A 15,454-nucleotide genomic window follows, 5' to 3' on the forward strand; every position below is an offset into this window, starting at 1 on the left:
TAATGGGATGGTCCGGCCGTGCTCCGGCCCTGCCGGCACGAGAAGCTGGCAAGGGGCGCTCAAGACAAGGAGCACGCCATGTCTCAGAAACTCAACGCAGCGATCGCCGTGATCGGCATCGATATCGGCAAAAACTCGTTCCACATCGTGGGTCACGATCACCGCGGTGCCATCGTGCTGCGGCAGAAGTGGTCGCGCGGCCAGGTGGAAACGCGGCTCGCCAACCTGCCGCCGTGCTTGATCGGGATGGAGGCCTGCGTCGGCGCCCATCACCTCAGCCGCAAACTCCAAATGCTTGGCCACGACGCCCGCCTGATGCCGGCGAAATACGTGCGCCCGTATTCGAAGGGACAGAAGAATGACTTCCGAGATGCGGAAGCCATCGCCGAGGCTGTCCAACGCCCGACCATGAAGTTCGTCGCGACCAAGACCGCCGATCAGCTCGACCTTCAGGCACTGCACCGCGTCCGCGATCGATTGGTCGGTCAGCGTACCGGCGTCATCAATCAGATCCGTGCGTTCCTGCTGGAGCGGGGCATCGCCGTGCGGCAAGGCCTGCATGCCCTGCGGTCCGAGTTGCCGGGTATCTTGGCGACCCGCACCGATGTGCTCTCGCCTCGCATGTTGCGCATCATCGAGGGGCTGGCGGAAGACTGGCGCCGGCTGGATCAGCGCATCGAGGGGCTATCTGGCGAGATCGAAACACTCGCCCGTCAAGATGAGGCCTGCCAGCGACTGATGACGGTGCCTGGCATTGGCCCGATCATCTCGAGCGCAATGGTGGCCGCGATCGGCGCTGGAGACGTGTTCTCGAAAGGCCGCGACTTCGGCGCCTGGCTTGGACTTGTGCCGAAGCAGATCTCGACCGGCGACCGCACGATCCTCGGCAGTATATCAAGGCGCGGCAATCGCCACCTCCGCGCGCTGTTCGTGCAAGCCGCGTGGGTTGTGCTGGTCAAGCTCAGGTGTTGGGAGCGCTATGGCCTCGACTCCTGGATCGAAGCCGCCAAGAAGCGATTGCACCACAACGTGCTGGCGATTGCGCTCGCCAACAAGCTCGCCCGGATCGCCTGGGCGGTCCTCAACAAGGGACGCGCCTTCGCGTGCGCCAAGACGCAGGAGACGGTGTCCCGACCTGCGTGATCCTCGCGCCGTGCGCGGCGCCGTCAAGGCGCGGCCTGGCAGCAGGAGAGCAAGACGTCAGGACAGCCCGACGGCCGGCCTTGACGGCCCCTTGCGCGCGGCGCGTCTGCGCGCGCAGGCCGGGACGAAGGAACGACCGCCAGACACGAACACAGGAACAGCGCGACGTGAGGAGCCATCGATGACGTAACAACACCCTTACCCGCCGAGGTCTGCGAGAGGATGAGACGACGATGGAGAATCGGTCTTCCCGGCGCATGCGAACCCTGGTGACCCAAATGGCCCGTATGAGGCCTGTCCGCTAACCAGATCGCATTGCGCGCTGATATCCATGATGGCCCGGAGCACTGCGCTCCAAGCAGAGGCCGGATACATTGATGCAAGACCGCATCTACCGGATCGTCGAAATCTTCTTGCACCGCGCGGCCGGACCATACATTGGGTCACGAGTGGCGCCCTCTAGAATAGACGTCGGCCTGTCGATTTCCGCTATGCCCCGTTAGCATCCGAGGATGTTTGGCGGTGCAATATGTCGCAAAGGGCCATGTGTGGACGGCTGAACAGGCTGCGCCAATAGCGATCGCCTTGCTTGCTCATATTGCCAAGCTTATCCTTGCCTCCGCTCGAATTCTGCTTAGGCACGAGCCTAACCCAGGCGGAGAAGTCCCGTCCCGATCGGAATGCTCCTGGGTCAGCAATGCTGGCGACCAGCGCTGTGGCCAGCGCCGGACCGACGCCAGGGATCACATCCAGTCGCTTGCTCGTCGCGTTTGATCGATGCCAGGCGATGATGCGCCTGTCGAACTCCAGGATCTGAGCCTTCAGTGCTCGCAACTGACTGCCGAGAGCAGCAAGACACGTGCGTGCCACTTCTGGCAGCCGGCGGTCGGCTGTGTTAGCGACGACCTCCAGCAGTTGTTCGACGCCTCTGCGTCCGACGGGGCGACGATACCGAACTCGGCAAGATACGCGCGGATTGAGTTGATGACCGCTGTCTGCTGGCGAATGAAGAATGGCGCGCACGATGAAGCATCAGACAGCTCTGTTGTTCGACCGTCTTGGTCGGCACGAACCGCATGTTTGGCCTCGTGACCGCTTCGCAAATCGCCTCGGCGTCCGTGGTGTCGTTCTTCTGCCGCTTGACGTAGGGCTTCACATAGGCCGGCGGCATTAGCCGCACCGCATGCCCTAACGCCTGTAGCTCACGGGACCAATGGTGCGATGAGGCGCACGCCTCGATACCCACCAGGCATGGCGGCAGTTTCTGGAAAAATGCCAAGACGTGCCGACGCTTCAACTGCGGCGCAGGACCACTTGGCCGGCCGCATCTACGCAATGCACTTGAAAGACCGACTTGGCGATCTCGAGACCGATTGTCGAAATCGACTGCATAGGTAGCTCCTCCGAATCGTGGGAGCCTTAAACGGCGCCCATATCCTTGGCACTCTCGTGCCCGTCGAGGAGCCGTCCACAGCATCAAAAGCGCTGTTCCGAAAATCGTCCAGCTGCTTCCGGTTTGCCTCGATAAGCGGACAATTTAAGAGTCCGGCTGGACTTCGCATTAGGGCCTGGCGATGGGGTTCGCCAGCCGGCTTGCCGCGATCATGATCGCCGCACAGATGACATAGCAGCAGGCGCCCAGCGCGTAGGTCCTGGCGATGCCGCATTCGATCGACAAGGCCATGCCGAGAACCGAGGCGAGCATCGACGTGATCCCGTTGGTGCTCCAGAAGAATGGCAACAGCCCCTGATAACGGCGCCAGATGCTGAGCCCGAGCGGAAACATCATCCCCATACAGAATGCCGGCGGCGCCAACAGCAGGACGGACACCAGAATACGCATGTCGGTTGCTTCGGACCGCGCCCAGGTGGTGACCAAGGGGGTCAACAGCCCTGCGGCCACGAGCGTGGTGAGGAGGGCCATGACCCTGACGATCACCGCTACCGGTCGCGGGGCATACGCCCCGGCGGTGGCGCTGCCGATTCCGCTAAAGAGGAGGATCGTAAACAGCACGACGCTCAGCCCATAGACGGGATGGCCCAGGAACACCATCAGACGCTGCATCTGCGAGATTTCGATGAGCATGAAGCCCATGCCGATGGCACTGAAATAGGTCACGGGCAGCGCGAGCGTTGCCGACGACATTCGCCGCGCAAGACGCATGAAAGGGATCACGATGTAGTAGACGCATGCACAGAGTGCGATGATGACGAGCCATCGGGTCATGCTGATCGCCGCGTTGTTGTTTATCGAGAGCGACGTGCGGAGCGTGAAGAGATCGCCAAGACGCGCGGTGTAGAAGAAGAACGGGTTGTCGTCGGTCGACGCCGCAATGTTCTCGGGAAGCGAGGCCAGGAACGCCTTGTCGGCCTTGCCGGACAGCAGGGTCGAAGTGACCGCATCGAAAGTGGTATCCGGCCCCAGCAAGATCTTGAAGCCCTGCGCCACAAGTCTTGCGCGCGCGGCCTGCCATTGCGCATCGGAGAACTCATCAGGGCGGGTTATGACGGTCACGATATTTTCCACGTTCACGGCAACGACATGCCGGGACAGTTCGGCGTCTGGCACGCCATCGCGCTGCAGCGCGCTGGCTGCGATCGCCACAAGTCGATAGAACTCGTCGCGATAATTTTCCGGTTCATACCAGCGCGATACCGAAAGCATGCCGCCCGGCTTGAGCGCCCGGTAGAAATCATCCCAGGCCTCCACCGTATAGAGACGGTTCTCCGTCAGTGTCAGGCCGCCGGCGGCCGTCGCGGCCCAGGTGTCGATCAGCGATATCTGGACGAGGTCGTACCGATCGGATGAATGGTTGATGTAGCTTCGGGCTTCGCTGTTGATCAAGGACACGCCGGGCTGGCGATCGAGATGGCCGGAGAAATCAGCGAATTTGTCCGTGAGAACCTCGAAGATCGCCGGGTTAATCTCAATTCCGCGTATGCGCTTGGCGCCGAAAAACAGGCCGGAAAGAATGTCACGACCGCCACCCACGCCGACCACGGCGACGTCAGCCGGCGGTTGCACCAGATAGGCGGCATTGATCACATCATCCTTGAGGTAGGAAAGCTTGCCGATATCACCGGCGTACCTGGTGATGGGTGTCCCCGCAACCGCATCAATATCGAGATAGTGCTGGTCGATCTTGATCTCCGGCGTGCGGGCGAAACCCCAACCGAACGGGGTTTCCTCTCCCATAGCCCTCACCCTAATGCGCGAAAAGGTGTTCCACCGCTCGAACAAGGTGCCCGTCTGTTGCTCCCCCTTGGCCCAGACCACGCCGAGATGGCCCTGACCTGTGACGGCAAGCGCAGTATGCGTCGCGGCCACGGCAGCCAGCGTCAGCACGACGACCCCGCTCAAGCGCAGGCTGCGAACGTCATCACTCTTGCGGATGACCATCCAGCCGGCGGCGGCAGCGAACGCTCCGATCCACAGGGTGGCGCTTACGGGATCGATCACCAGCAATAGGAAGATGACGCCGAGGCACCCGACTGCAGCGCCCAGGAGATCGGCAGCATAGAGCCGCCCGCCGCCATACTGCAGACGCGTCAGCAGAAGAGTGATGCAGACCCCACCTTCGGTGAAAGGACTCACAAAGGCGGCAGCTGCCAGGGCCAAAGCCACCGGCACATAGGCCGCGGGTACCACGAGCGGCGCGCACAGGAGGGTTATCATGGCGCCGACGCTGCCGATCGCGAACCACGATGCGTGGCGGGCGAATTCCGCTCCAACCCGTTCGGGAGCGTAACGTGCGGGCTTGCCGTAGACCTCCATCGCGCCGCGCGTGAGTCCGAGCATGGCAAGCGAAATGGCGGCGAACGCAAAATGATAAGACAGCATCACGCTGAAGAAGCGCGTGATCAGGATCTGATAGGAAAGAGTGGCCGACGCGAGCACGAAGATCGCGAAATAATGGCGACCTTGAATTTTGGTGGTGACTTGCAAGACGCCGCTCCTAGAAAAGTGCCTTCTAGATGCTGCCTTGACCGTCTCGCGCAATGCGCGATAGATAGGCTGACCACAACTTCCTGACAATCGTTTGACCGGTTGCGGAATATTCGGCGCGACGCCAACCTTTTGAAGATCATTGCCAGGTTAACGGGTGCGAAAATCGCGGGCGTTCCGAAGCAAAAATCAGCGGGTTTCGGCCATCACATGCTGCCCCTCTGCCGCGGACAGCAGACGTCCCGCTGCCCTGCAACGGACCGAGCCTCCGGAAACTCGTCCCATCAATCCTTGGTCATGGCTCAGCGACCCAGATTTGACGGAGTTCATTTGTCTCTCCTACTAGCGCTCACATTTTGGCTATTTACCATTTTGTAGCACTCTAAGCGACCCTAACCCTCGCTCGACGTAAGCGGCTTGTCGCCCAAAAGCCGCCGCTCCTCACGCTCCGACTGCTACTGTTCGCCCGCGTCGAACACCCGCTCGGAAGAGTGACGGGAGCGAGGTCGGCTTGGGGTCAAAATGCGAAGAACTCAAGGTGAAGCGCGGTAGGGACGGTCATTGCTGACCGCCCCCCCCGCCCAAATCCGTGCAGGCGGAATTCCCGCACACGGCTCCTGCCTTGGGTGCATGACGGCGAAGCGCTTGTCAGGATACGGGTGAAGGATACGCGGTTGGGGGAGCCAGTCGGCGGCTAGCCTTTGCATTCGTTGCCATGAGAAGCGGTCCTTCTGGCCGCGCCGCCGCAGCGTGCGCAACCAGATGCGCGTCACATGATAGTAGAATGCTCTCAATGCAGCGCCGCGAGCTTTTTGATGTCGATGTGAATGATCTCGCCTGGGGTCTCGCGTTCATAGCGGCGTTCCGGCTCGGCCGGCTCGAGATCACGTATCCGGTTTAGTCCCAAGCGGCGCAGAATGCGGCTGACGGTGGCCGGTGACACAGCGACCTCGGCTGCGATCTGCTTGCCGGTATGACGCTGGCGGCGCAAGGCCTCGACGGCCGTGCACGTGGCGGGCGGAGTTTGGCTCGGCGATGAATGGGGTCTGGAGGAGCGGTCGCGCAACCCCTCCACACCTTTCTCGCGGAACCGCTTGACCCATTTGGCAATGGTCTTCGGCGTCGTGTTGAACTGGAAAGCCGCGTCGGCCTGGCTCAGCCCGCCCTCGACCACACTTCGCACCCTCGCCTCTCGACCTTTGGGCGTCAAAGGCGCATTCTTGTGGACGTTCATCTGGTCTCTCCTTGGAACACTGAAGCTTCGCAACCTCAGCTTCCCCGGTTCGGACCAGATGGACAACCTCCTGAGAGACCACACCTAGAGCCGACCTGCCACACCTAGGCGCGACGGCGTTGAAGATTGGCGAGGGCCTGGATCGCAACCTGTGATCGGCGCCCGCTACGTCGCGGGAAATCCGTTACGCTTAATTGAGTCCAAAAACCCCGTCCGATACGCTTAATTGAGTCCGACGTGACATCTTTATGAGTCCCAGTGGTCCGAGATCATTGAGGTTTCTTGGTAAATATGACGGCTAATTGAGTCCCAGGACAGATGCACCCCCGCCTTTTATGTGATCTGCTGATCTCAAAGGCTGAGACCCGCCGAGTTTGCCGTCGGGTCTTCATCTCATCGAACCGGGTAGCCGTTGTCCGTGCATCCTGCTGGACGCTGGTCCTACGAAAACCGGCTCGACGTCATGCATTTGGCATTAGGGCATGAGCCTCGATTCGTTGCCGGATATCAGGCTCATTGAGCAGCTCGAACGGCTGCATGAGCTGCAGAACGTCCGAGAACGCCCTCTGGACCACCGGATCGGCCACGATAGCTCGAAAAAGGGCGGCCTCGAACTGCCTGCTTTCCTCGTACCGCTCGGGGCGTTCCCCCCGTGTGGTTGGATAGGCGAAGTCGGCGTTCACGCCGATGTTCCACGGCGCTTGAAGCAGCGCACCGACTTCGGACATGAACGCGGCCTGGAGGGCCTCGATCGGGTCCGCCTCCCCGGCAACGCGATCCAGGATTTCGCGCAGCAGCTTTGCCTCTCGTGCTGCGACCGTCATGCCCTGTCCGTAGACCGGATTGAACCGGCACAGCGAGTCGGCCACCGGGAGAATCCCGCGCGGTAGCCGCTCGAGCCGTTCGAAATGCCGCCAGCGGCTCGCATCAAACACGAAATGTCTCAAGTCGTCGGGTGGCGAGAGCCTGCAAATCGCATTGTAGATCTCCGGTGTATTCAACTGGTTCGCAGCGGCAAGAAACTCCTCCCAGGTCTTCGGGCGATCCGTCGCGCCGTGATCGGAAATCGATGCAAACCAACGCCCACCTTCGAGGGGAATGATCAACCCAGCTTTCGCCGAAATGCTCGGATCGGGCAATGTGACCAGATTTTTCCAGTTCGACGATGTACCCTCAGGTCGAAGAACCGCGGTCGTGTAGCTGATGTCGACGCCCACGACGGTCTCATGCGGCTGTTCCCAGCCGAGCGCGCCGAGCAAGCCGAGCGTCGGCGCGCCGCGACCGGATGCGTCTACCACGAGATCCGCCTCAATCGCGTCTACCTCTCCTGCGTCGCTCTCGAACCTGACCAGCGGCCGGATCGCAGCCGGCGCAATCTCCGTCACGCGGCTGTGCGATCGCAATGTGACATTGGCGATCGCGACCACCTTTCGACGCAATGTATACTCGATCTGCGGCCGCGAGGCACAGAGCAGCGACGTGCCGCAATCGCGCTGCGGCAGAACGCCGACATCCGGCCGCTCGTAGCGGACGTCTTTAAAGACATCCACCGGAACTGCACCGGCATTGGCAAGATCCTGCTCGAATCCCGGGAAGATGGAATCGAGCGCCTGCAGTCCGCCGGCCAGGAGAAGGTGCGGATGCCGATCCTGGGGAACGCCGGCGCGGGACACGGCTGAATCTGGTAGAGCGTCGCGTTCGAGAATGACGACTTCCTTAAAAGCGGAGGACAGTGCCCCGGCAGCAGATAATCCGCCGATCCCCGCTCCGATCACGATCGCGCGTTGCCCGAAATGACGGCTCATGTTCGTTCCCCTGCAATTTGCTTCACCACCTTCTGTGCAGGGGCCGCACTACGGAAATGTTTCTGGTCGCGGGATCTTTGTTTTGATTGCAACAGAGGGCCGAGATGCCCGGCTGATCCCCGCCTCCTCAATCGACGGAGTGCGCTCTTCGAAGGAAGGCGAAAACGACGCCGTGGCGTCGGTTTGCCTGTTGCTAACCGTTCATGGGGAGAGTGGCGGCTTGCGCCTCATGATGTGAGAGGCCGTGATCGGTAATTTCGCTTACAAGGAGCGTACCTAGGGTCGGGCGGCCGATACTTCACACCCCGATCGCATTCCGTGCCACCACGTCGCGATAGAACGCCGCGCTCAGTTTCGGCACTCTTGCCTGGGTCTCGAAATCGACGCGATAGAGACCGAAGCGCTTTCCGTAGCCGAAAATCCACTCGAAATTGTCCATCAGGCTCCACAGGAAATAGCCGCGGATCGGCACGCCCTCGGCGATGGCGCGCTGCATCTGCGTCAAATAATTGCGCAGGAACATGATGCGGTCGAGATCGTAGACCTGTCCGTCGGCGGCGAGCTTGTCCTCGGATGAGGTGCCGTTCTCGCTGATGTAGATGGTGTCGATGTTCCAGATCTTCGCGGCAATACGCGGCGCCCAGTAAATCACCTCGGGGCCGATCCGCAGCCATTCCGAGTTCATGTGCGGGAACGAAGTCGGAAACGGCAGCACGTGAAAGCCGGGCACGCGGTCGGAGGACGTGACGTAGAATTGCGGCGCATAGATGTTGAGGCCGACGAAGTCGTTCGGGGTGCCGATGATCTTCAACTCCTCGGCCGTGAATTTCGGCGCGGCCGCGCCGGCATAGGCGAGAAAGCCGTCGGTGTACTTGCCCTCCAGCACCACGCCGAGGAAGCCGGAGTTGAGCTCGCGTGTCGCGATCTCGGCGGCGCGGATATTCTCCGGCGTCGCGATCGCCGGCACGCAGGCCGCGATGTTTTCGGCCGCGCCCACGCGGGTGCCGGCGCGCCCCGAGGCGCGGATCGCCTGCACGGCGAGGCCGTGCGCGAGCGCGACGTGATGGCGGGCCTGATTCAGCTGCGCCGTCGGCAGCTTGAGGCCGGGCGCATCGATGCCCCAGCCATAGCCGAAATTCACGAAGCGCCCGACCTCGTTGACGGTGAAGATGGTCTTCACGCGATCGGTCAGGCGTGCGGCGATGTATGCGGCGTAATCGGCAAAGGCCTTCGAAGTGTCGCTCGACTGCCAGCCGCCGACGCGGTCCTGGAGCGCCTGCGGCAGGTCCCAGTGATAGAGCGTAGCGCAGGGCTCGATGCCGTTCGCAAGCAATTCGTCGACGAGGCGATTGTAGAAATCGAGGCCCTTGGGATTGGGCTGGGCGGCGCCATCCGGAAACACCCGTGGCCATGCGATCGAGAAGCGGTAGGCCTTGACGCCGAGCGCCTTGATCAGCCGGACGTCCTCCTTGTAGCGATGATAGTGCTCGTTGGCGCGATCGCCGGTGGTGCCGTCCTCGATCTTGCCGGGCGTATGGCTGAAGACATCCCAGATCGACTTGCCGCGGCCGTCTTCATTGACGGCGCCCTCGATCTGGTAGCACGAGGTCGCCGTACCCCACACGAAATCCTTGGGAAAGCGCGCCGGCGCATGGGACTCGGCCGGGGCAGAAACGTCGCTCTCGGCGGCGTCTGCCCGCGTCGTCATGCCGAGCGCGGCGAGACCGGCAAGCCCTGCAAAAGAGCGGCGCGAGAGGTTAGCGAACATCGTCATCTCCGCGCTTGCTCCGTGTCGATCTGATAGACGGAAATCCGGTCGATCTCGAACGCGACGGTCGGCGGCGATTCCGCATCGACGGGACCGACGCCGAGAAAGAATTTCGATCCGATCGCGAGATTGACGATCATGTACATGGGATCGTCGTAACCGATCGGCGCCTTGATGTCGGAGACCGGCCGGCGGTCGATGAAATAGATCAGGCGGTCTTCCTCCCACAGCACACCATAATTATGGAAGGCGTTCGACGCGTCCCCCACCGCGAAATCGAATCCGCAGGACTGGATCTTGCCGGTCGCCGGAATCCGCCAATGCGTGGTCATCACGAGATCGCCAGGGCGCTCGCCGCGGCCTTCCAGCACGTCGACCTCGGGTGGCCAGCCGCCGTCGTCCGCCAGCATCCAGAAGGCCGGCCACACCGCATGGCCGACCGGAAGCTTGGCGCGGATCTCGAAATAGCCGTGCTTCTGCGAGAACCTGCCCTGGGTCGTCAGAATCCCCGAAATGTACTCGTTGTTGAACAGCACGGATTTCAGCTCCGGCGGGGTACGGCTTGCAACGATCGACAGCACGCCGTCCTTCACCTTGAACGGATCGAGCCCGAGCGGCGTCGCCGCGCGGCCGGCGTAACGCGGATCGACATAGATCTGCTGCTCGCCATTGGCGCTGGTCTTGCGCTTGAAGTCGGAGCCGTCGCCGCCCCAGTAGCGCGCGTCCGGCCATGCCGCACCGCCGGCATAATGCGGCACCCAGCGTCCACTCGACAGCGGATGCTCGTCGAAATCCTCGTTGAAGGTCCGCCGCATCGGCAGGAAGGCGAGCGATGTGGGATTGACCGTCTCGAGCCTGCGGCACTCGATCGTGGAGGGATCGGTCGTCACTTGCAGCGACATCATGTCGGGCGCGCCATCGAGGTCGTCCTGCGCAACGCCCGGCGCAGGCACGGCAAACACGCCGATCGCGACCAATGTGCCCTTCGTCCAACGGCCGATCATCACCGCACATCGAACATGCCAGGAAACGAGGTGAGGTTAACTCTTTCGGATTGTGACGGGCAAGAGCTGCCGTTCGCAGCCCGAGGTCATCCCGGTTTCAAGCCGCGAAATCCTGAACAGGGCGCGTCACCCCCAAATTCCTTATCCTTCCATTACCGTAACTTAAGATTCAGCCGGCAATCTGGCCGCAAATGGCGGCGGTGCCGCCCCGTTGCCAGGGATAGCGAACCCATGCTCACCGAGACGCTGGAGCAAATTCAATTTCTGCCGTCGAAGCGGGCGATATATGTGCGCGTCATTTTCGCCGGGCTTGCGGCAATGGTCCTATTCAAAGGCGTCCGGTTCTTCGAGAGTGGTTTCTGGTACGACAACCAGGCTGCGGACTTTTCCGCCTTTCACATCGTCGCGCAACGGATCTGGCTCGGCGATCTCGACCTGACCTACCAGTTCTCGCAATTTGCCAGGATGCAGGCGGAATCATCCGGCGGCGCGACCAGCTTCATGCCCTGGACCTATCCGCCGCAATTCGACCTGCTTCTGGCGCCCTTCGGATTCCTGCCGGGCTGGGCTGCCTATTCGCTCTTCACGGCCGCAACGCTTGCCGCCTACCTGATGACACTGCGCGCCGTCGCAGGAAAACATCTGGCGCAAGTGCTCGTCATCTCGTTCCCGGCAATTGCGATCACGATCGGCTGCGGCCAGAACGGCTTTCTCACGGGCGCACTGATCGGGCTTGTCTGCCTCAATGTCGAGCGGCGCCAGGTTCTCGCCGGCCTCGCGCTCGGCGCGATGGTCATGAAGCCACACCTGGCCGTTGCCGCGGGCGTCTATATGCTGCTGACACGTCGCTGGACGGCGATCGCCACTGCCGCGATCGTGGTCGTCACGAGCGCGCTCGCGAGCACCCTTGCCTTCGGCCCGCAGATCTGGATCGCATGGCTGGGCGCCATCAAGGAGTCCGCAGGCTATCTGGAGCAAGGGCTTTATCCGCTGTATCGCATGATCTCGGTCTACGCGTCGCTGCACAAGTCCGGCCTTCCTCCGGCCCTGGCATTCTGGGGACAGATGGCTGTCGCGTGCCTTGCCCTCGCTGCCGTCGCACTCGCCGTCCTACGCGGGCCCTCGACCCGCTTCGCGCTCGGCGTCGTCGCGATCGCGTCCGTGATGATCAGCCCCTACGCCTACGACTACGATCTGCCGATCGTTGGGATCGGTCTTGCGCTGCTGCTTCCTGATCTTTTCATCCTGGCGAGCGTGCGCGAACGCAACGTCGTGTACGGGCTCATCCTGATCGTCAACTCCTATGGGCTGCTGCAATCGGCACGGCTGGCCCAGGAGCACGCCACCGCGGAAGACCTCGATCGCTATTTCACACCGGCCGTCGCCGGGGTCGGGCTGCTGGCCGTGCTCGCGATGTTGCTGCGGATCCTCCTTCGCGGCACCAAGATCGCAAAGGCAGCGCTACGCGACGAGCCCGCCGATCTTCTCCCGCGCGCCGTACGCGTCCTGGAGTGATCAGGCCCGCTGCCTGCTCCACCTCGGCTGGTGCATGCGGGCCATCGCGGATGATGGAACCCACGGCCGTCCCGGCCGTTCAGGTTGGACGCCGTATCGCTCACGGATAAGATCGTCGGGCGGGAGACATGTCCCGGCCTGTCATGGCTCAACCAAGCGGAGATTCGCCATGCCCACAGCCGAGAAGGACCACGTCTACAAGATCCTCGAACTCGTCGGATCGTCCGAGACATCGATCGACGATGCGATCAAGAACGCAATCGGTCGCGCCGCCAAGACCATTCGCGATATGAAATGGTTCGAGGTCGTGCAGACACGCGGCCACATCGAGAATGGCGCCGTCCGCCACTATCAGGTGACGCTGCGCGTCGGCTTCACGCTGGAGAGCTGAGGCAGGGGGCTCCGGGCGCGGTTAACATCCTCCGACGATAACCCGTCGAAATATCGAAGGACTTCCTCCGGCCGAATACAGGCTCCGCACAATCAGAGCGGATGATGCAACAGGCCGGGACCGGCTGGTGATGTCGGGCGGCCAGGTCGTGCCCTGGCCGGCCAAGACGCGTGACGAAAGAGCGTGTGACGAAATCGACCGCTCACCAGGCGTAGCGAACGCTGCCCTTGCCGGCATAGCTGCGCGTGACATTCGAGAACTCGCCCTCGAACGTCGCTACTGCCGACCAGCCGTTCAGCCATTTCTTCTCCACCGAAGCGGTCGTGAGCGCGGAGTCGCGTGCTTGCGCCGCGCCATTGACGACGAAGCTTGCGCCCGGCAAAGCCTGGAAGGTGGTCGCGATTGAACGATCCGGATTGAAATCATGCGCCCAGGCAAAGCGGCCGCGCAGCGTCAATACGCCGTCCGACATGGCGAAGGATTTGTCGGTGCGCAGGCCGAGCTCGCTGCGGGTGTCCGTCACGCTTTTGGCGGCGTAGCTCAAGGCGAAAGCGGCTGAGCCGGAGACAACCTGCTCGGCATAGGCCGGCAGATCGAATGTCGTGAACTGCGCCGCGCCATAGGGCGTGAGGCCGATCCCGCCGATCCACGGCGCGACGAAGCGATAGCCGCCTTCGAGGCGACCGGAATACGCGTTCGCGTCGAACTCGGCGCGCAAGCGATCGGGACCGGCGATGGTCACCGTGCGATCGGTGGTGATGTCCTGCCAGCCATAGGCGAGCGCCGCGGAGATGTACACCGGTCCATTGGCGTGGCGCAGATAAGCGCCGGCCTGGAACAGGTCGGAGCGGCCGGAGCCGAGACCGTTCACGCTGAAATTGGTCCCACCGCCGGCAAGCGCAAAGCCGGCGAGCGTATGTGCCGAGACCCAGTAATCGGCCCCGACAGCGGTCCCAAACACGCGGCTCGTCGTGTCGTTCGAGCCGATCCCCGCATTGCCATCGGTCGATTGCGAACCGCCAAAGCCCGCAAGCCACACGCTCCAGCGCTGCTCGAAGCTCTTCGGCTGCGCCTTGGTGGCCATGGCAAACGCATCGGTCCGCTTGCGCGCGGCGTAGGCGCTTGCCTGATCCTCCTCCGCATAACCGACCGCCGAACCCGGCCCGCCGTTCTGCTGCGCCAGGGGATCGGTGAGCAGGCCCATGAACTGGCCCATGGCATTGAACGTGGTCTGCTGCGAAGACGTCCCCAATTCGCCGGCGGCTTGCGTCAGGCCGGCCGGCGTCAGCGCGCCGTAAACTGCGGCGATTCCGCCGTTGGCATCGAAGAAGTTCGTCAGCGCATTGCCGACGCGCTGCTGATTGCCGTTGAGGCCGGACGGAATCGCGAAGTTCAGGTCCAGATCGAGATAGACGTCGTTGGCGTCGTAGCTCAACCCCACACTTCTGATGTTGCTCGGCAGGCCGGTCGTTACCAATGAGCCGAACGTGCCGCTCACCCCAGCACTCGCGGTCAGGATGGTGTAGCGCTTCGAGATGTAGCTGCCGCTGGCGAACACCGCGTCAACGGTGGCACCCCCGAGCGTCGCCGTGCCGCTGACGGAGGCGAACGAGGCCGCCGAAGGACTGACTTGGACCAGATAGACCGCGCCGGACTGGAGGGCGAGGCTGCCGCTCACCGCGATCGATGTCCCCGCACTGCCGTTGCCCGGCGCGAAGACGGCACCGCTCTCGACGGCGGTCGAGCCGACCGTGCCGGTGCCGCTGAGCGCCGCGCCAGCCTGGACCGTGGTCAGGCTGGATGACGCGATCGATCCGTCCACCTGCAACGTACCGCCGCCGACGGTGGTCGCGCCCGTATAGGTGTTGCTGCCGGAGAGCAGCAACAGGCCGCTTCCGGTCTTGGTCAGCGCGATCGATCCCGCGCCGTCCCGGATCGTCCCGGAAAAGACCGTGGACGTGTTGTCGCCGCCGGTGGTCAGCGTGGCCGCGCCGCCGCTGTTGGTGACGGCGCCGGCGCCCGCGAGCGAGCCGATCGCGTTGGAGAAGCCGGCCAGATCGAGCACGGCGCCGCCTGCGACCGTGACCGCGGAGTTGTTACCGAAGGCGCTGGTCGAGCCGGCTTGCAAGGTGCCGGCGTCGACGACGGTTGGGCCGGTATAGGTGTTGGTGCCGGAGAGAATCAGCGTTCCGGCATAGCCGCTCGCTTCGTTGACGACGACGTCGCCGGAGCCGGAGAGCACGCCGGCCAGGTTGACCGTATTGCCGGTGAGAACGTTGTAGATGGGATCGCCAGTCGCGGCGATGTTGTTGGCAATCGTGTAGCTGCCGTTGAAGGTCACTGTGACGCCGGTCGTGCCGCCGTTGAGCGTTAAAGTCCCGGTGCCGAGCGCATGGGCGTTGCCGACGACCAGCGTCGAGCCCTCGTTGATAGTGGTGCCGCCGCTATAGGTATTGGCACTCGACAGCGTCAGCGTGCCGCCATTGCTCTTGGTGATCGCGACGCTGCCCCCCTGGTCGGCGGCGTTCGCTCCGCCGCCGGGATTGGTGCCGCCGGAGCCGATGTAATCGGCAATGCCGTTGGCAATGGACTGGTTGCCCGAGCCGAAGCCGAGCACGGTGCTCGTACCGCCGGTCCCCTGGAAGAAG

The 15,454-nt window shown here is 62.8% G+C and carries 9 protein-coding genes and 2 pseudogenes; 4 read left to right on the plus strand and 7 right to left on the minus strand.

Annotated elements, in window-relative coordinates; translation table 11 throughout:
* The first annotated feature begins 78 nt into the window (after positions 1–78).
* Positions 79–1,143 (plus strand): IS110 family RNA-guided transposase, encoded by a 1,065-nt coding sequence (locus tag AYJ54_RS41330; protein ID WP_063697713.1) that lies wholly within the window; start codon positions 79–81, stop codon positions 1,141–1,143.
* A gap of 537 nt (positions 1,144–1,680) precedes the next feature.
* Here AYJ54_RS41330 and AYJ54_RS54195 read toward each other — a convergent pair.
* The 4 genes and pseudogenes from AYJ54_RS54195 to AYJ54_RS41350 all read right to left on the minus strand — a co-directional run.
* Positions 1,681–2,535 (minus strand): annotated as a pseudogene (locus AYJ54_RS54195) (IS110 family RNA-guided transposase); the annotation flags it as partial.
* Positions 2,536–2,704: 169 nt separating this feature from the next.
* Positions 2,705–5,089, minus strand: coding sequence for a spermidine synthase family protein (locus tag AYJ54_RS41340; RefSeq protein ID WP_063708236.1), 2,385 nt, complete (start codon positions 5,087–5,089; stop codon positions 2,705–2,707).
* Between the two features lie 805 nt (positions 5,090–5,894).
* Positions 5,895–6,323, minus strand: a pseudogene (locus tag AYJ54_RS41345) (helix-turn-helix domain-containing protein); the annotation flags it as partial.
* A gap of 461 nt (positions 6,324–6,784) precedes the next feature.
* Entirely contained in the window at positions 6,785–8,098 is a 1,314-nt protein-coding gene (locus AYJ54_RS41350; RefSeq protein ID WP_245329275.1) for an NAD(P)/FAD-dependent oxidoreductase, read from the minus strand.
* A gap of 28 nt (positions 8,099–8,126) precedes the next feature.
* Between AYJ54_RS41350 and AYJ54_RS50260 the strand changes: the two genes are divergently transcribed.
* Positions 8,127–8,366, plus strand: coding sequence for a hypothetical protein (locus AYJ54_RS50260; protein ID WP_136624299.1), 240 nt, complete (start codon positions 8,127–8,129; stop codon positions 8,364–8,366).
* 60 nt (positions 8,367–8,426) lie between these two features.
* Here the strand turns inward: AYJ54_RS50260 and AYJ54_RS41355 are convergent, their stop codons facing one another.
* Entirely contained in the window at positions 8,427–9,896 is a 1,470-nt protein-coding gene (locus AYJ54_RS41355; RefSeq protein WP_063708241.1) for a GH1 family beta-glucosidase, read from the minus strand.
* Between the two features lie 2 nt (positions 9,897–9,898).
* Complete coding sequence (locus AYJ54_RS41360; RefSeq protein ID WP_063708238.1) at positions 9,899–10,900, minus strand: glycoside hydrolase family 16 protein; 1,002 nt, start codon at positions 10,898–10,900, stop codon at positions 9,899–9,901.
* Between the two features lie 231 nt (positions 10,901–11,131).
* On the opposite strand from AYJ54_RS41360, the gene AYJ54_RS41365 reads away from it, so the two are divergent.
* Together AYJ54_RS41365 and AYJ54_RS41370 are read left to right on the plus strand one after the other, a co-directional pair.
* Positions 11,132–12,415, plus strand: coding sequence for a glycosyltransferase family 87 protein (locus AYJ54_RS41365; protein ID WP_063708239.1), 1,284 nt, complete (start codon positions 11,132–11,134; stop codon positions 12,413–12,415).
* 169 nt (positions 12,416–12,584) lie between these two features.
* Positions 12,585–12,806: a dodecin gene (locus AYJ54_RS41370; protein WP_063708240.1), complete on the plus strand. Its 222-nt coding sequence runs from the start codon at positions 12,585–12,587 to the stop codon at positions 12,804–12,806.
* Positions 12,807–13,008: 202 nt separating this feature from the next.
* On the opposite strand, the gene AYJ54_RS41375 is transcribed toward AYJ54_RS41370, so the two are convergent.
* Positions 13,009–15,454: autotransporter outer membrane beta-barrel domain-containing protein (locus AYJ54_RS41375; protein WP_245329276.1), on the minus strand; the 2,446-nt coding region annotated here is incomplete at its 5' end.

The organism is Bradyrhizobium centrolobii, assembly GCF_001641635.1.
Taxonomy (GTDB): domain Bacteria; phylum Pseudomonadota; class Alphaproteobacteria; order Rhizobiales; family Xanthobacteraceae; genus Bradyrhizobium; species Bradyrhizobium centrolobii.